At 68.9% G+C, this 16875-nt stretch carries 17 protein-coding genes; 8 read left to right on the top strand and 9 right to left on the bottom strand.

Annotation, left to right across the window (positions count from 1 at the left end):
* Positions 1 to 383: 383 nt before the first annotated feature.
* Positions 384 to 1118, bottom strand: a complete 735-nt coding sequence (locus ABT001_RS12870) for a class I SAM-dependent DNA methyltransferase (protein ID WP_351276008.1) — start codon at positions 1116 to 1118, stop codon at positions 384 to 386.
* A gap of 176 nt (positions 1119 to 1294) precedes the next feature.
* Positions 1295 to 1798, bottom strand: coding sequence for a GNAT family N-acetyltransferase (locus tag ABT001_RS12865; RefSeq protein WP_351276006.1), 504 nt, complete (start codon positions 1796 to 1798; stop codon positions 1295 to 1297).
* Between the two features lie 374 nt (positions 1799 to 2172).
* On the opposite strand from ABT001_RS12865, the gene ABT001_RS12860 reads away from it, so the two are divergent.
* The 3 genes from ABT001_RS12860 (at position 2173) to ABT001_RS12850 (ending at position 5022) form a co-directional block, all read left to right on the top strand.
* Positions 2173 to 2634 (top strand): peptidoglycan-binding domain-containing protein, encoded by a 462-nt coding sequence (locus tag ABT001_RS12860; protein ID WP_351276004.1) that lies wholly within the window; start codon positions 2173 to 2175, stop codon positions 2632 to 2634.
* 87 nt (positions 2635 to 2721) lie between these two features.
* The gene (locus tag ABT001_RS12855; RefSeq protein WP_351276002.1) at positions 2722 to 3771 is read left to right on the top strand and encodes a helix-turn-helix domain-containing protein; all 1050 of its coding nucleotides are present in this window, start codon (positions 2722 to 2724) and stop codon (positions 3769 to 3771) included.
* Between the two features lie 99 nt (positions 3772 to 3870).
* Positions 3871 to 5022: a peptidoglycan-binding protein gene (locus tag ABT001_RS12850; RefSeq protein WP_351276000.1), complete on the top strand. Its 1152-nt coding sequence runs from the start codon at positions 3871 to 3873 to the stop codon at positions 5020 to 5022.
* A gap of 88 nt (positions 5023 to 5110) precedes the next feature.
* Here the strand turns inward: ABT001_RS12850 and ABT001_RS12845 are convergent, their stop codons facing one another.
* Complete coding sequence (locus tag ABT001_RS12845) at positions 5111 to 5497, bottom strand: peptidase inhibitor family I36 protein (RefSeq protein ID WP_351275998.1); 387 nt, start codon at positions 5495 to 5497, stop codon at positions 5111 to 5113.
* A 97-nt stretch (positions 5498 to 5594) separates the two neighbouring features.
* On the opposite strand from ABT001_RS12845, the gene ABT001_RS12840 reads away from it, so the two are divergent.
* Complete coding sequence (locus ABT001_RS12840) at positions 5595 to 5750, top strand: hypothetical protein (RefSeq protein ID WP_351275996.1); 156 nt, start codon at positions 5595 to 5597, stop codon at positions 5748 to 5750.
* A 55-nt stretch (positions 5751 to 5805) separates the two neighbouring features.
* Here ABT001_RS12840 and ABT001_RS12835 read toward each other — a convergent pair whose 3' ends face one another.
* From ABT001_RS12835 to ABT001_RS12825, 3 genes are all read right to left on the bottom strand, one after another.
* Positions 5806 to 6615: a response regulator transcription factor gene (locus tag ABT001_RS12835; protein ID WP_351275994.1), complete on the bottom strand. Its 810-nt coding sequence runs from the start codon at positions 6613 to 6615 to the stop codon at positions 5806 to 5808.
* 627 nt (positions 6616 to 7242) lie between these two features.
* Positions 7243 to 8256, bottom strand: coding sequence for a type I glyceraldehyde-3-phosphate dehydrogenase (gene gap / locus ABT001_RS12830; RefSeq protein WP_351275992.1), 1014 nt, complete (start codon positions 8254 to 8256; stop codon positions 7243 to 7245).
* A gap of 27 nt (positions 8257 to 8283) precedes the next feature.
* Positions 8284 to 9717: an MFS transporter gene (locus ABT001_RS12825; protein ID WP_351275990.1), complete on the bottom strand. Its 1434-nt coding sequence runs from the start codon at positions 9715 to 9717 to the stop codon at positions 8284 to 8286.
* A 51-nt stretch (positions 9718 to 9768) separates the two neighbouring features.
* Here ABT001_RS12825 and ABT001_RS12820 point away from each other — a divergent pair, with 51 nt between their 5' ends.
* Complete coding sequence (locus ABT001_RS12820) at positions 9769 to 10569, top strand: helix-turn-helix domain-containing protein (protein ID WP_351275988.1); 801 nt, start codon at positions 9769 to 9771, stop codon at positions 10567 to 10569.
* Between the two features lie 67 nt (positions 10570 to 10636).
* Here the strand turns inward: ABT001_RS12820 and ABT001_RS12815 are convergent, their stop codons facing one another.
* Entirely contained in the window at positions 10637 to 11047 is a 411-nt protein-coding gene (locus ABT001_RS12815; RefSeq protein WP_351275986.1) for a cupin domain-containing protein, read from the bottom strand.
* The gene (locus ABT001_RS12810) at positions 11044 to 13149 is read right to left on the bottom strand and encodes an FAD/NAD(P)-binding protein (RefSeq protein ID WP_351276027.1); all 2106 of its coding nucleotides are present in this window, start codon (positions 13147 to 13149) and stop codon (positions 11044 to 11046) included. The genes ABT001_RS12815 and ABT001_RS12810 overlap by 4 nt, the downstream gene beginning before the upstream one ends.
* 128 nt (positions 13150 to 13277) lie before the next feature.
* On the opposite strand from ABT001_RS12810, the gene ABT001_RS12805 reads away from it, so the two are divergent.
* Genes ABT001_RS12805 through leuD form a run of 3 tightly spaced genes read left to right on the top strand, consistent with a single transcriptional unit; the run spans position 13278 to position 15887 of the window.
* Positions 13278 to 13859, top strand: coding sequence for a cysteine hydrolase family protein (locus ABT001_RS12805; protein WP_351275984.1), 582 nt, complete (start codon positions 13278 to 13280; stop codon positions 13857 to 13859).
* A 23-nt stretch (positions 13860 to 13882) separates the two neighbouring features.
* Positions 13883 to 15283, top strand: coding sequence for a 3-isopropylmalate dehydratase large subunit (gene leuC / locus ABT001_RS12800; protein ID WP_351275982.1), 1401 nt, complete (start codon positions 13883 to 13885; stop codon positions 15281 to 15283).
* A 10-nt stretch (positions 15284 to 15293) separates the two neighbouring features.
* Positions 15294 to 15887, top strand: a complete 594-nt coding sequence (leuD, locus tag ABT001_RS12795) for a 3-isopropylmalate dehydratase small subunit (protein ID WP_351275980.1) — start codon at positions 15294 to 15296, stop codon at positions 15885 to 15887.
* Here leuD and ABT001_RS12790 read toward each other — a convergent pair.
* Positions 15839 to 16780 carry a LysR family transcriptional regulator gene (locus ABT001_RS12790; protein ID WP_351275978.1) on the bottom strand — a complete coding sequence of 314 codons (942 nt, stop codon included), beginning with the start codon at positions 16778 to 16780 and terminating at the stop codon, positions 15839 to 15841. The genes leuD and ABT001_RS12790 overlap by 49 nt on opposite strands.
* Between the last annotated feature and the right edge of the window lie 95 nt (positions 16781 to 16875).

The following is a 16875-nucleotide window of genomic DNA, read 5'->3' as shown; positions in this document are numbered from 1 at the left end:
CGTGGTCGGTGACGGCTGGGAACAGCCTGGGACCGGTGAGCACCAAGTCCCCAGAGCATGACGGCAAAAGCCACTCGGAACTCCTGACGAAATGACCCTCGAAATGGTTGGATCACTCCGGGACTGACCATCCGGGGGTTGGAGTGGCTAAGGGCTGTCCCGGCGCCGCCCGGACGTGGTGCCGGGCGACCGCGGCTACGACCACGACAAGTACCGCCGCCTCGTCCGGGATCTCGGCGTGAAGCCGCTGATCGCCCGCCGGGCACCGAGCACGGCTCGGGCCTGGGCACGCGAGGATGTGCACTGATCTGCCGGCAACGCCTGAACTCCCGGTAGAAGTTCAGAACAGGCACGACCGACGTTGATGGCCCGATGGCCGGACCTCAGGCCGGCTTGCGCCACACGGAGACGTGCTTCGCGGAGTCCTGGGTGAACGGAGACCCGTCCCAGTCCGCAACGCGACGTTCGAGCTCGAGCCCGGCGATCCGTGCCATCAGGTCGAGCTCCGTCGGCCAGGCGTACCGGTGCCGGGAGTTTTCGCGGCGGTAGTGGCCGTCGTCGCGGGTGAAGTGGTGCGAGACGAGAATCTGCTCGACCAGGTCGAAGGTGTCGAAGCCGAGATGCTGATCGGAGACATCGAACGGCACCGCGACCTGGCCGGGCGGCAGGAACCGCAGCGGCGGCACACCCAGCTCGATGACGAATCGGCCGCCGGGCTCCAGATGACGCGCGGCGTTGCGGAAGCACTCGACCTGTTCGTCCTGCGTGAGCAGGTTGGTGATGGTGTTGTAGACGAGATAGACCAGAGTGAACCCGCCGGGAACGACGGTGGTGGCCATGTCCCCGATGACCACCGGGAGGGTGCCCTCGTCGATCTTGCGCCGCAGCACCGCTGCCATGTGCTCGGACAGTTCGATGCCCACTACCGGCACGCCGCGTTCCCGGAGCGGGACGCCCACTCGTCCGGTCCCGATGGCGAACTCCAGTGCCCGGCCGTCTCCGGCGAGCTCGGCGAGGAAGGCGAGAGTCGGTCCGAGAACGGCAGCCGAGGACGCTTCGGCCTCCTCGATGTCGTAGCGGTCGGCGGTCGCGCGGGTCCACAGTTCGCTGCTCGTCACGGGTGGCCACTCTGCCGGGTGCCGAGAGGCGCTGTCGACGCATTTAAGTTCTCCGCGGTACAGCGTGCACCGCCCACGACTCGTCGTCACCCTGCCAGGGCTTCGACTGAACAACCCCGCACCCCGGCTCATCAGTCCCGAAGCCACCACCCTGCAGATCATTTCGTCAGGAGTTCTCATCCGTCAGGGTGCTCCGGCAGGGCCAGCCAGTCCGACCAGGAGATCTCGCGGCCGAGGAAGCGCGGCTGCTCGAACGGCCAGTCGGTGGCGATCCACTGCGGCACCAACTCGTCGAGGACCTGCTCGACCTTGCTGCCCACCAGCTCGTCCACCACCCACCAGGAGATCTCGCCGTCCGCGCCGGCCCTCTCCGGTGGGTCGATGTAGACGCAGCCGAGCAGAGCTGTCTCCGCCGCGTCGAACAGCGCGTAGTTGAAGGACTGGTGTGCGGCGATCTCCTTCTCGTGCCGCAACAGGTCGGCTCGGTCGGCCTCGTACGTCATGGTGGCCGCGGGCCAGCCCCAGGCTGGGCCGAAGATGGTCCACAGCCGCTCGCGCGAACCCATGACAGCCAGATAGTCGAGCGGGGTATCCGCCTCCCGGATCGGCCGCAGGTGATGACCGCTGCCCGGCAGCGGCACGAGGGCGGGATGGACGAAGTCATCGGGGAGCCAGCTCATGGCGCCCGACCGTAGCAGCGCGTGGCCGTCCGCTCCCCTGGATTTCCTGACGACGATCAGCAGACCGGACATGGGTCTCGGTGAGGGCCTGAACGGTACCGCCGGCGCACCCGGGACACCCGGGCTCGCACACGGCGGTGCGCGGGGCCGTCGTACGTCTGCGGATGTCCCGCAGGCCATCCCATCGTCCGCGGACTCCGCAGGTCAGAGCGAGTGGAACATCTCAGCCTCCCACTCCGTCCGCCCCGTATTGACGCCCCTGGTCGGCCCATGACGACCATGCATCCGCCGGCGCTCAGCGACTCGGAAGAGCGTTGAGCTCCGGTACACACGCTCGGACTCGCACACGCACGAGCGCGCACACCCACCGACCCATGGGGGACGACCACATGAAGAAGATGCGGGCACTGCACGCCAGGACGGGGCTCTCCGTCTTCGCTGTCCTGCTCTCCTGTACCGGGCTCAGCCTGGCTACGGCCACACCGGCCGCCGCATACGCCGGCCAGTGCAATGCCCAGGTGACCAAGAAGAGGCCGGCTGCTTCCGGCGGCACCTACGCCGCCGTGCTCCCGGCCCACGGCAGCAACATCGACTGCTACCTGAACCCGGGCGCCGAGGGCAGCGCCGTCAAGGCCTTGCAGCAGAACCTGAACCGGTGCTACGGACGGAGCCTGGACGTCGACGGGATCTTCGGCGACAACACCAAGAACGCGCTCATGTACGCACAGGGTCAGGAAAAGATCGGCAAGGACGGCATGTACGGCAAGGAGTCGCGTACGCATCTGAAGTGGCGCTGGTACGAGAACCGCAACCTCTGGTACTGCGGCAGGCTCTGACCGTCGCCGGCCCCCTCGCCCGGCCCCCGAGCCGATACGATGACGCGTCGGCACACGACCGTGTCATCGGGGAGGGGACCCGGGGGGATGGGACACGACGGGGGCAGGGAGTTCGCGGCGGCGCTGCGAGGGTTGAAGGAGCGTACGCCGCACAGTTTCGAGACATTGGCGGCGCGGACCGGAATCAGCCGGTCCGCGCTGCATCGTTACTGTTCGGGAAAGTCGGTTCCGGCCGACTTCGCGACCGTGGAGCGGTTCTCCAAGCGGTGCGGTGCGGGTCGGGAAGAACTGCTCGGACTGCACCGGCTGTGGGTGCTGGCAACCGAACCGGAAGCACCGAAGGTCGAGCCGGGGCCGCCTGAGCCCGAACCGGCGGAGGCAGGTGCGGAGCGGGCAAGGCCTGACCGTCCGGCTTCGGAGCGGTCCGGCCCGGACAAGCCCGAACCGGCCGCAGAACCGGCCCCGGTCGGAAGACCCTGGTGGCGCTCCCCGAGGCTCGTCGGCGTATGGGTCGCCCTCGTCGTGGGTGCCGGGCTGCTGGGTGTCGTACGGACCACCGCGGGGGCGGCCGACGAGGAGAGGATGCTGCTCTCGGACGCCTGCCGGGGGCCGGTCGGCATGGGAGAGAAGGGCGAGTGCGTTCGGGAGGTCCAGCGCCTCCTGATGGCCGCCGGCGGGGACATCGAGGTCACCGGACGGTTCATCGGGGACACCCGCCGTTTGGTCGTGGTCTTCCAGACGCTGGCCGGTCTGCACGACAACGGCGTCGTCGACAGGTCGACCAAGCAGGCCCTGTACAACGAGGACCTGGACGTTTCCCTGGCAGCCTGGGACACGAAGCGGGTGGCGGACCGTATCCGCGAGGTCTTCGGCGAGGACGCCGAGCAGGCTCTCCGCACAGCCGAGTGCCAGTCGCTGCTGGAGCCGCTCACCACGACGTCCCAGGCCGATGCCACCCGTACCTGGGGCGTCTTCCAGCTCTCCGAGGACCATCTGCGAGAACTGGGCGGGACGCCCGTGGACTCGCTGGACCCGGAATGGAATATCCAGGCGGCCCACCGACTGTGGTCGCGGCACAAGGACTTCCGCGCGTGGCCACACTGCATCGTCAAGGTGGAACCCGTGGAAGAGCAGTGAACGACGCCGAGATCCAGCCGGCCGCTCCCTACCGGATCCCCAGTCCTCGTGATATCCACCCCTCGCGTGTCGGGGGACCATGCAGCGGAGGTACGGGAAATGCAGGACGACGAGCGGGCGAAGGCCCGTGCCGAGGAGTTCGCCGAAGCACTCCTCGCGTTGAAGGAACGCACACCGCACAGCTACGAGACGTTGGCAGCCCGCCTGGGCATCAGCCGGTCCGCGCTGCACCGGTACTGCTCGGGAGGTTCCGTTCCCGCAGACTTCGAGGTCGTACAGCTGCTGGCGCGGCAGGCCAGGGCCGGCCGGGCCGAGCTGACCGAACTGCACCGGCTGTGGGTCCTGGCGAGCGAACCGGACTCACCGGCCCCCGAGCCGAACCCGGCAGCCGCCGTGATCCCGTCCACGACGTCCTTCGAGAACAAATCGACCCTGAGTCCGACACCCCCCGCTGACCACGGGGAGACCCACGAACTGCAGGAGAGCGACGAGGCGCCGGGCGAGAAGAAGGCGGACGAGAAGAAGCCCCCCGCCGTGGCCGCGGCCCCCACCGCCTCGCGCCGATGGCAGTGGGCCGCCGTCGCTCTCCTCTGCGTCTCCGCGCTCGTCTTCGGCGCCGTCCTCATGTGGAACGGGCGCGGTGGCGAGAAGTCCGAGGAGGTGGCTGACAACCGGCCGCTGTTCTCAGGAGAGTGCGAGGAACCGGTCCGGGACGGTCAGAGCGACAACTGTGTCCGGGAACTCCAGCGACTGCTGGCCGCCACCGGGGTGACCATCGGGATCGACGGCATCTTCGGACCCGAAACCCTTCGCCGCGTCGAGGCGTTCCAGTCGAGGGTCGGCCTGAACGTGGACGGCATCGTCGGGGACGACACCAAGCGGGCGCTCTACGACGGGAACGTGTCCCTCAGGACCTGGAGCAAGGAGCGCGTGGCGGCCCGTATCCGCCAGGTCTTCGAGGAGAAGCCGGACACGGCACTCCGGATCGCCCTGTGCCAGTCCTTCCTGGACCCTCTTCACATCACGCCCAACACCAACGGCACCCGGAACTGGGGCGTCTTCCAGATCTCCGACGCCCGGCTGCGCGATCTGCGAGGCACCCCGGAGAAGGCCATGAACCCGGAGTGGAACATCAGGGCAGCCCACCAGCTGTGGGCCCAGGACGCGGACTTCTCCGACTGGGCGCATTGCGCCGCAGCCGCCGAGGACCTTCCGAAGGAGTACCGGGAGAAGGGCAGCGATGCCACCTGACCACTTCGAGCACTCGGCTGCCCGGTGGCCCGTATGACCGGGGCGGGGCCCCGGCCATACGGGAGAGGTCAAGCACCGGGCGGCGGGGTCAGCGGCAGTTGACCCACTTGTTGGAGAGGATCTTGAGGGTGTCACCGTCGACGGAGCTGCCCTTCTCCCCGCGCGCGAGCGTGCCGAGGGAGCCGCTGTAGTTCTTGCCGCTGTACACCCTCACATCACAGCTGTTGCCGTTGTTGAAGGCAGAGCGGAAGCCGTTGGCGAAGACGGTGTACATGGACAGATTCGCGTTGTCGTACTGGACCTTCTGCATACGGCCTGTGTAGTTCTCGCCGGCCCACACACAGAACCAGCCCTTGGGGCAGTCGCTCGACGCAGCGGTTGCGGTGCCGCTCGTCGCGCCGAGCCCCAGCCCGGCCATCAGGACGACGCCTGAGACCATCCCCACCTTGGCGCGCAGGCCCTTGATCGCGCTCATGTCTGTTCCCCCGTCGTCGGATCGGAACCCGGCGCGTCCGTCTTTCTCACGCTGGGCCAGGACGAGGTCTCTCACATGACGGAACGGCGGATCAACCGTGGGAGCCCCCTCTGGGAAGCTGGGACATCTCATGCGTCCCGGCCTGCCGGTTCCCGGAGAGAAGGGACGCCACAAGGGAGGCCCCCGGACCGAACACCGCGTCCACGCCGTGCTCGGCACCGTCCGCCTGCACGACCTCACCCTCACCGGATGACAGGTAGACGACCACGCCCAGGGCACTTACGGGACACCATCCAGCGGGCAGCCCTTCAAGAAACAAGTCGGGCCCTCGGCCCGTCGCCCGTCATCGCCCCTCGGTGGTGCACAGCCGACGTCCGTGTGCCCATGGCGATGTCCGACGTGTGCTTGGTGATCACCTGCTGGTAGATGAGGACTGCCTCGACGCGGTTGCGGACCTGCAACTTGGCCAGTAGGTGGGAGACATGACTTTTGACGGTCGCCGCCTTGATGGCCAACAACTTCGCCACTTCCTCTGTAGACCGTCCGGAGGCCAGGTGGGACAGCACCTCGAACTCCCGGTCAGAGAGGTTCAGAAACTGTTGTGCCGGATCGGGTTTCGCCGCATCCCTTCCCGGACGGAATTTCTCACCGCTTGCCCAGCCATGTCCCGCGACCGGCAAGGCCAAGGCGTCGAGTTCCGAGTCGACGAGTGTGTAGTCGGCGACCGCCGCGCTGACCGCGACCACGAGCCGGTCCGGCCTGGCGTCCTTGGTGAGCAGTCCCGTCGCACCTGCCGCCAGGGCCGAACGTACTTCTCCCGCAGTCCAGCGGACACTCAACAGCAGGACCCGTATGCGTCTGGCGGCGAGTACACGTACCTCACGGCTCACGTCGATGCCGGGGCCTATCGACCACAGCACCACCTCCACTCCGTCGAGCCGCCATTCCCGCAGTGGCCGTCCGGCGTCGACGGTGGTCACCGCCAGCACCATGCCGCTGTCCCGTAAGGTCGTCCCGATGATGTGACGGGACAACGGATCGCTGTCCGCCACCAGGACGGTGGGGGCCGGGGAGCGTCTGGTCCTGGCCGTGCCATCGCTGATGGTGTGGAGGTCCATAGCACTCCCTGGAAGCAACTTCTCTGCCATGTCTCTTTCCCCAACATGTCGGCGTGAACAAGGGTCGCGAACGCAGGCGGACGCAGCGAGGCGCACCACGCGGCTGGGCTGGCTGCTCAGACGCAGCGGAGAATCCGTGAATCGAGGAGTGGCGGCACAGGAACGCGACGAAGCGGGGGCCTGAGGCCGCCGTGGTTCACGTGCCGGATGCCCTCGTACGCCTGGGACGGTGCCGGCCGGGACATCGCACGCGGCCACTGGGCGCATCGGTGCGCACGGCATGACCGGGCGGACGGAGCCTGCGGCCCGTCTCTCCGGGCACGGGCTCAGTCGAAGTCGCAGCCTTGAACAAGCAGCGGGGCGTTTCGTACGCCGCCATGTGTTTCCCCCGAATGTCGTCCGCACCACGGCGTAGGGAACAGCTCGCAACCTCGCCGTTCCCTCACCTCGAACGGATGGACCTCACTGACCGCGTGTCACCTTTGGCGCGCTGCATACAGTTTCCCATCCGCTGCTGGGGAGGCGACCAAATCCGAGTAAACAATCTCGGGACAGGTCGAGAGAAGGCCGGCCGAGCGCTCGCAATCGTCGTGAGCAGGGGCTCTGCGAGCGCTCGACCGGGCGCGGTCAGTCGGTGTCGGCCAGGAGACGGACCACGTCGACGGTGCGGTGGGAGAAGCCGGCCTCGTTGTCGTACCAGCCCACGACCTTGACCAGGGAACCGCCCTGTCCGTCGTCGATGACCATGGTGAGCGGGGCATCGAAGGTGCAGGAGGCGGAGGTGCCGATGATGTCCGTGGAGACGAGCGGGGCCTCGCTGTACACGAGGATGTCCTCAAGCGAACCGCGCGCCGCTTCCGCGAAGGCGGCGTTGACTTCCTCCACCGTGACGGAACGTTGGAGTTCGACGGTCAGGTCGACGATCGAGCCGTCGATGACGGGTACCCGCATGGACAGGCCGTCCATGAGTCCGGCGAGTTCGGGCAGGACCACGCCGATGGCCCGGGCGGCGCCGGTGGTGGTGGGGATGATGTTGTTGGCCGCAGCCCGGGCCCGGCGGAAGTCGCGGTGCGGAGCGTCGTGCAGGCGCTGGTCGCTGGTGTAGGCGTGCGAGGTGTTCATCAGCCCTCGCCGGATACCGAAGTTCCGGTGCAGCACCTGGGCGAGGGGGGCTGCGCAGTTGGTGGTGCAGGAGGCGTTCGAGACGATCCTGTGAGAGGCGTCCAGGGCGGCGTCGTTGATGCCGTACACGACGGTGAAGTCGACGTCGGTGGCCGGTGCGGAGATCAGGACGCGGCGCGCGCCCGCGTCGAGGTGGGCCGCGGCGGCCTTTCCGTCCGTGAAGACACCGGTGGACTCGACGACGACGTCCACGTTCAGGTCCGCCCAGGGCAGGTCGGCCGGGTTCTTCTCGCGCAGGACCGGGATGGTGCGCTCACCGATGACGAGCTTGCCGTCCAGGACGTCGACCGGCTCCGCCAGCCGGCCGTGGACGGAATCATGACGCAGCAGGTGAGCCAGGAGCTGAGGATCCGTCAGATCGTTGACGGCGACGATCTCGATGTCCGGGCGGCCCAGCGCGACGCGTGTGACTGTTCGTCCGATGCGGCCGAATCCGTTGATGGCGATGCGGGTTGCCATGGTGCTGTACCCCTTGTTCCAGAAAAATCAGAGGGCGGTGCGCGCCTTTGCGTTCCGCCAGGAGGACAGGGCGAGCAACGCCGCGGCGAAGAAGGCCACCGAGGCGATGAGCGCCGAGATGTGCAGGCCGAAGACCAGGTCCCGACCCGCGATGAGGGAGGCGAAGAGGGCAACGCCGAGCGAGTTGCCGATCTGACGTGCCACGTTGAAAACCGCTGACGCAACACCCGCGTTCTCGGCGGGGGCGGCTTGCACGATGGCGGCGGTGGCCGCCGGGACCGTGCTCGGGGTGGCCAGGCCGGTCGCGATGAGGGCGGGCAGCAGCATCCAGTACGGAGTGTCGGGACCGGCGAGCAGCCAGCCGACGAACCCGACGGCACCGAGCAGCAGGGCCCCGGTCATCGGGATGTACGGGCCGTAGCGGGCGGTCAGTCGGCCGGACAGCGGCGCCGCGACGACGGCCATGCACACCGTGGGCAGCAGGGCCAGACCGGCACCGAGTGCGTCGTAGCCGCGTTCGTTCTGCAGATAGAGCGTGGACAGGTAGAGCATGCCGTAGTAGCCGAGGTTGAGCAGGACACCCACTGCGGCGGTGGCGGAGAAGCCCGGTGACCGGAAGAGCGACAGGGGCAGCAGCGGCGGCTTCTCCGTGTTCCCCCGTGCTTCCATCCATCGCTCAACGAGGACGAACAGGACGAGCGCGACCACGCCGAGGACTCCGGCGGCCAGCACCACGGGCGAGGTCCAGCCCTGGGTGCCGGCCTCATTGAGCATGCCGGCCAGCGCCAGCACGGCGACAATGCCCAGGACCTGGCCGAGGGGGTCCAGGCCACGTGCCCCTGCCCGGCCGACGGGGGCAGGAACGTACTTGCAAGTGAGCCAGACGCCCAGCAGGGCGACGGGCACGTTGAGCCAGAAGGCGGCGCGCCAGTTCAGGCCCGCCACCAGCAGACCGCCCACGAGCGGCCCCGCCGCGAACGCGATACCGGAGATGCCGGCCCAGACGCCGAGAGCCTTGGCCCGAACGGCCGGGGCCGGGTAGGCCGCGGTCAGCAAGGCCAGGGAGGTGGGCACCAGCAGGGCACCGCCGGCGCCCTGGGCGAGGCGCGAGGCGATGAGGGCCGCCGGGGTGGCGGCCAAGGCGCAGCCGACCGAGGCGACGGCGAAGACACCGAGACCGGTGAGGAACACCTTCCGGTGCCCGAGCCGGTCGCCGAAACCGCCGCCCATCAGCAGCAGGCCGCCGAAGACGGCGCTGTAACCGTCGACGATCCAGGCCATCTCGGAGGCCCCGGCGTGGACCGAGTCACGGATGGCGGGGACGGCGACAGTGACGACGGTGACGTCCAACATCACCAGGAAGTAGCCCAGGCTGAGGGCGATGAGCGGGGGCCACGAGAGTCGCCCGGCAGCAGGGGGCAGCGCCTCGTTCGCCGCTGCCATTCCGGTCGTTGTACTCATGCGGCAGATCCTCACCCTTCAACAGTTAGCAGTTCATCAAAGTGTGCTTGTATGGCGGACATGGAAGCAGCCGAAGGCCGAGCCACGGACCAAGCCACGGACAGGACCGAGCCGGAGCTGGCGCGCGCCGCGCGCCTGCTGGCCAGCGCCTCCAGAGCACGGATGCTCAAGGCGCTGTCCGGCGGCCGACCGCTGGCGGTCACGGTCCTGGCGACCGAGGCCGGCGTCAGCGTGCCGACGGCGAGCGTGCACCTCGCTCAGCTGGCAGAGGCAGGGCTCGTGCTGGCCGAACACTCGGGACGGCACCGCTACTTCCGCTTGGCCAGTCCCGACGTCGCCGCCGCACTCGAGGCGCTGGCCCTCATCGCACCGCCCGATCCCACCCCGGTGACCACCCTGCGCGCCCACAGCAGGCACAACGCGCTGCGGCGGTCGCGCACCTGTTACGACCACCTCGCGGGGTCCCTGGGCGTGGCGCTCATGGGTGCCTTCCTCGACCAAGGGCTGCTGCGGCGGGAGAAGGGCGACTCCGCGTCCGGTTCCCGCCCCGACCAGCCTGCCTCTTACGGCAGGCAGGCGACGTATCACCTGACTCCCCGAGGGACCGAGCGCTTCACCGGGTTCGGCATCGACGTGGACGGACTGGTCCAGGGGCGACGCCCGGTGGTGCGCTACTGCGTCGACTGGAGCGAGCGGCGCCATCACCTCGCCGGCGCGCTGGGAGCCGCGATGGCCGCCCGGTTCTTCGAGCTGGACTGGCTGCGGTACGGCGTCTCGCCGCGCGTGGTCCATCTCACCGACGTCGGAGAGGGCGGGGTCCGGGACTCCTTCGCGATCGAGATCGCTGACTGACCCCGGCGCGGTGCCGGGCGGCGGACGAAACTCCGCCGCCCGGTGCCGCGGGGCTTTCCCGACCGGGTCAGTCGATCTCCCGGGACACCGTGGGTGCCTCCCGCACCCCGAGCACGGTGACGCCGGTCTCGGTGTGCACTCGGTGCAGACTGCCCGGTTCCTCGATGACCAGATCGCCGACCGTGTAGCGGTCGCCGTTGTCGTTGATGAGTTCCCCATCGAGGACGAACATCATTTCGTAGCCCAGGTGTTCATGCAGATCACCGTGCGCCCCCGGGCCGAAGCGCACCAGGAACGCGGTCGCGTTCTGCGGTGCCTGGGTGGCGTACAGCGGCCGCATCTGCACTCCCGCCCTGCCCGGCTCGTCCCAGTCGTTCCAGTCGAGGGCCTCGCGTCCCTCGGTGGTGAGCAGGCCGCGGAGCACCGTGACGGTGCGCTGCTGGTGAATGCCGGTCCGGGCTGCGATCGTGCCGCTCATACCGGGGCTCCTTCCGGTTCCGGTGCGGGTACGGTCGCTTCCACGACCGGTGCGGGCGCCGTGATGTCGGGGGCGGGCTTCGGTGGTGCGTCGAGGGCCGCGGCGGCCACGGCGTCGGCGTCGCGGATGAACTCGTTCCATGGTCCGGGCCGGCCGCTGCCGACCAATGTGAACCAGCGGGTGTGCTCGGTAGGCAGGCCCAGGACCGTCAGCCCGGTCGCCGGGTGGCCCTCGGCGGACAGCGGATGGAACGGGGCACGGGTGACGGCCACGCCTCCGGTGCGGAAGGCCTCGTCGCCCTCACCGTTGACGAACTCCGTCCACACCCCGCGTCGCAACAGATTCGCAGTGAGCGGCGAGGGGTCGAGCGTCACGTCCGGGTTGGGGATGCGCGCGTCGATCAGGACGTCCGCGAGGACCGCCGAACCCGGCACGGCGTCGGAGGAGAGGACGAAGGAATCCGCCTCGCCATCCGCGGTGAAGCGGGTCTCGGGCCCGACGACGCGCAGCAGTCCGGCCTCGATGAGGGACATGGCGTAGCGCACCCGGATCCGCGGCGGTCCGGCTGCGAGGAAGGAGTGGCGCGGCGCGAAGTCGTCCAGGAAGTCGCGGTGGGCCTGCGGGTGGAACCCGGCGAAGTCCATCAGCTCGCGGATGGCCCAGCGAGTGTCGCGCAACACGTCGAGGGACGTTTTCAGGGCGTCGTCCACATTGCCGCGCTCGGCGTGTTCGAGGTCACGCCGCATCGCGTCGACCAGTGCCCGGTCGAAGTCCTCCACCCCGTTGAACGTCCACCCCTCGAAGGGACGGCTGAGCCGCCACAGGTCAGGTGCCGCCGAAGTGTCCCGCACGCCGTGCACCTTCGCGAGCGCGAGCACGTCCGGCACACCCTGCCTCGACCGGGTGATGACCTCGGTGCGAAAGGCGTCCACCCGCTCCGGGGCCTCGGCGCGAAGTACCGCGGTGAAGTACGTCAGATGGATCTCGGCCAGCAGCCAGGGCAGCACGTCCCGGGTGAAGTCCAGAAGCGCGCCGGCGCTGTGCGCCCGGACGTTGTCTGGCGTGAACAGGGCGCTACCGGCCTTGTAGGCCGCCGTCTTCTGGTTGCGTCCGCGGGCGGGCAGCGGCACCCCGCTGCGGGAGCCGACGACCATCCGGGGCTCGTCTCCGCTCGGCTCGTAACGGACCTCGCCGTCCGGGCCCTCGACGAATTTGCCGCCGCGCCCGACGGTGAGCGCGTACATGATGTCGTAGAAGGACAGGCCGATGCCCACGATCCCGACGGTTGACGTGGCGTGGATCTCGTCCAGCGGCATGTCGGCCGGGGAGTCGCCGCGTATGTAGCGCAAGTGCGGTCGGACGGCGGCGAATTCGGCGAGTTCGCGGTGCGCCCCCAAGAGGGCGGGCGTCGGGTGTCCCGTGGTGAGAACGACCCGGTCGGCTCTCAGCCAGGTGCCGTCGGACAGTCGGAGGGTGTATCCGACGGGACTGGGAACGAGGTCCTCCACAGCGGCGGTGATGCGATGCAGCGTGGCCGACGGCGGCAGGTGTGCCTCGGCGACGTCCACGACGTAGCGCATGTACCGCCCGTGCAGAGCGCGCGGGGCGTAGGCGTTGGGCCCTGGGCCATCGGGGTCGTTCCGCTCCCACCACTGGGCCAGCGACGGGCCGGCGCCCGGGCGAGTGGGACCGTCGTCGGGCGGGCCGGAGAACATGGTGACCTCGCCGCAGACAGTGTTCATCAGGAACCAACCGGCCTGGTCTGAACGCCAGATCCGGCCGCAGCCGACCTCCACGGCGTCCACCAGGAAGATGTCCGTGCTGCGGGACGCGTCGGCAGCCAGCCGTGCCGCCAACCGCTCCAGTACACCCACTCCCCGTGGGCCGCTTCCGACTATGACGATGCGATGTGAGTCTTCCACCACGTGGGACCTTTCGGCTTTTCGTCCGAGATGCTGCCCGGGCCCCCTGAATCTTCTGGAATCACGGGCCCGAGCAGACTCCAAGGGATTCTGGATGCGCCCTCGAAGGAAAATGCGAATTTCTTTCGCGGAAAGCAGGCTAGCGGGATTCCGGTACACAAAACAAACAAATTCGCTCATGCCACCATGAGCGACGCTCATGGAAATAGCGCAGTCCGCAGGATGGCGGCTATTGTTACGCCGCACGTAATTAGCCCGCCGCAGTGGCGAAATCATTGATTCGCCCCCAGCGACAGTGGAGACACATCGTGGGACGCCCCGCACTCATCCTCATGGATCTCATCAACGACGTCGTCCACCCCGACGGCAGCTACGCCAAGGAGGGCTACGCGGAGCAGGTCGCCTCCCGCGGCGTACTGGAGCGGGCCGCCGCCGCGGCGGACCTCGCCCGGGAGCAGAACATCCCGGTCATCCATGTGACCGTCGGCTTCTCCTCCGGCTACCCCGAATGGCCGGCAGGCTCCCCCGTCTTCGCGCCCTGCCGCGACGAGAAGCGTCTGCAGCTCGGCGCTTGGGGCACCGAACAGCACGAACGGGTACGGCCGCGCCCGGACGAGGTCCTGATCGCCAAGCACCGGCTGAGTCCCTTCCACGGCACCCCGCTGGATGTCGTCCTGCGGGCCCAGGGCGTGGACCGGCTGCTGCTGGGTGGAGTCTCCACCGACCTCGTGGTGATGTCGGCTGCCCGTGACGCGCACGACCGCGACTACCGCGTCGAAATCCTGGAGGACGCCACAGCCGCCGCCGACGCCGAGCTGCACCAGGCCGCCGTCAAGCTCTTGGCCCGAACCGCCACCGTGACCAGCGTCGCCCGAACCCTGTCCCACTGACCGCCACTGCACGAGGAGCGACCATGGGCTCGACCCTGGCCGAAAAGGTGTGGAACACGCATGTCGTCCGTCCCGGCGACAGCGGCGAGGACCTGCTCTACATCGACCTGCACCTGCTGCACGAGGTCAATACCCCGCAGGCGTTCGACGGCCTGCGCGCCTCGGGCCGACGCGTGCGGCGCCCGGATCTGACGCTGGGCACCGAGGACCACAACATCCCCACCATCGCCGTCGACAAGCCCATCCAGGACCCAGTGGCCCGCCGCCAGTCCGAGCTGATGCGCGAGAACTGCGCCGAGTTCGGCATCCCGCTGCTGCGCATCGGCGACTCCCAGCAGGGCATCGTCCATGTCATCGGCCCGGAACTCGGCCTGACCCGCCCCGGCATGACGATCGTGTGCTGCGACTCGCACACCACCACGCAGGGGGCCTTCGGCGCACTCGCCTTCGGTATAGGGACCAGCCAGGTCGAACATGTACTGGCCACCCAGACCCTCGCGATGAAGCGCCCCCGCGACATGGCCGTCACCGTCAACGGCACCCTGCGCCCCGGTGTGACAGCGAAGGACCTGGCCCTCGCCCTCATCGCCGAGATCGGTACCGCGGGCGGCCAGGGCCACATCGTGGAGTACCGCGGTACGGCCATCGACGCCCTGTCGATGGAAGGGCGGATGACCCTGTGCAACATGACGGTGGAGGCGGGCTCACGCGCTGGGATGATCGCCTCTGACGCCACGACGCTGGAGTATCTCGCCGGACGCCCCGGCATGCCGCAGGGTGCGGCCTGGGACGCGGAGGTCAAGCGCTGGAAGGGGCTGCGCGGCGATCCCGACGCGGTTTTCGACAAGGAGGTCACCCTGGACGGTGACGCCGTGTCCCCGTTCGTGTCCTGGGGAACCAACCCCGCCCAGAGCGTGCCGCTCCACGGCGTGGTCCCGGACCCGGACGTCCTCGGCACGGAGTCGGAGCGCGCGGCGGCCCGGCGCGCACTGGACTACATGGCACTGACCCCGGGCACGGCGATGCGCGACGTGCCGGTGGACTGCGTGTTCGTGGGTTCCTGCACCAACGGCCGGATCGAGGATCTGCGCGCCGTCGCGAAGGTCCTCGCCGGCCGCGAAGTGGCCGAAGGAGTTCGGATGATGATCGTGCCGGGGTCGGCGACCGTACGCCGACAGGCCGTCGCGGAGGGACTTGCCGACGTGTTCGACCGGGCGGGCGCGGACTTCCGGGCCGGCGCCGGCTGCTCGATGTGCGCGGCCCTCAACGAGGACCGGCTGCGCCCCAGGGAACGGGCCGCCTCCACCAACAACCGTAACTTCGAGGGGCGGCAGGGACGCGGGGCGCGGACCCACATCGTCTCCCCGGCGGTCGCCGCCGCCACCGCCGTGTCCGGGCGGCTTGCCGCCCCCGAAGACCTGTAAGGAGGCTGCCTTGGAGAAGTTCACCGTCCATCACGGAACCGCGGTGCCGCTGCGGCGCAGCGACGTCGACACCGACCAGATCATCCCGGTGCGGTTCCTCAACCACTCCGAGCGCACCGGACACGCCGACTCGCTGTTCGCCGACTGGCGTACTGATCCCGACTTCGTGCTCAACCAGCCCCAGTACCAGGGTGCCAGCGTGCTGATCGCGGGCAACGACTTCGGCACCGGCTCCTCCCGCGAGTACGCGGTGTGGGCGCTGCTGAACTACGGTTTCCGTGCCGTGATCGCCCCGCGCTTCGGCGACATCTTCCACGGCAACGCACTGATGAACGGCCTGCTTCCGGTCACGCTGCCCGAGGAGACGGTCGAGCGGCTGTGGGACGTGGTCACCGACGAGTCGACCCGTCAGGTCACCGTAGACCTGACGCAGTCACGCTTGAGCTGCGGAGAGATCCGAGCCTCCTTCCGCGTCGAGGAAGGAGCCCGGCGACGCCTGCTCTCGGGCCTCGACCTCATCACCGACACCTTGCGGCACGAGGACTCCATCGCCTCCTACGAGAGCAAGCGCCCGTCGGCCATGCCCACGACGACGTCGCTCTGAAGGCCGGCGAGGGTCCGCAGTTCGTTGATGCGCCGCCCGGCGATCTCCCGGGCGGCGGCGGCGAAGGCCCGCACCCGGCCGTCGTCGTACTCCGCGGGCTGGGTACTGATGGACAGCTGACGCGAGCGGCGGGGGATCAGCCGCAGAACCCGCAGATCGGGCAGCACCGTCGGCAGGACCGTGTCCGGCAGTATCGTCGCCCCCAGTCCCTCGCCGACCATGCACAGCACGGTGTTCAGGTCGCGTATGTGATGCGAGATCACCGGCTCCCCGTCCGCCTCCCGCAGGGCGCGCAACACCGCCGTCTCAGGGTCCCAGGAAGGAATGATCAGCGGCAGGCGCACGACCTGCTCGTACGACACGGCCCGGGCATCGGCAAGCGGATGGTCCCGGGCGACCAGGGCGTACAGCGTCTCCCGCACCAAGGGCGCCGTGACCACTCCGGGCGGCGTGGAGTAGGTGACGCCCACGTCCACGGCGCCGGCCCGTAGCCAGCGGCATATCTGCTTGTCGTCGGCCTCTCTGACAATGATGTCCGGCTCCCGGCCCGGGGCAGCGAGCTCGGCCATCAGCCGCGGCAGCAGCTGTGAGGCGAACGTGGGCACCGCCGCCACCCGCAGCGGCCCGTCGTCGACCCGGGCGTCACGCGCCCGTACCGCCACCAGTTCGACGTGGTGGATCACAGCCTGGGCGTGCTGGAGCGCCCTTCTGCCCTCCGGCGTGAGCAGGACACCGCCACGCTCGCGGCGCAGCAAGGGCACTCCGAGTTCCTTCTCCAGCGCCGCCACGGCATGACTCACCGCCGACTGACTGATCCCGAGCCGCAGTCCGGCCCGGGTGAAGCTTTCCGTCTCGGCCACTGCGACGAATGCAGAACACTGTGACAGTTTCACCTGTTCTCCTCAAGCGAAATTCGTCATGCATGACGCTCATGATTGGACGGCCACGGTAGACCCGGTGGCGGGGAATCCGGTTGCGGCACCCGTAG

Origin of the sequence: Streptomyces sp. NPDC002793 (assembly GCF_040295485.1) — a bacterium.
Taxonomy (GTDB): domain Bacteria; phylum Actinomycetota; class Actinomycetes; order Streptomycetales; family Streptomycetaceae; genus Streptomyces.
The sequence above is the reverse complement of the archived record's forward strand: the minus strand, read 5'-3'. Positions and strand labels throughout refer to the sequence as shown.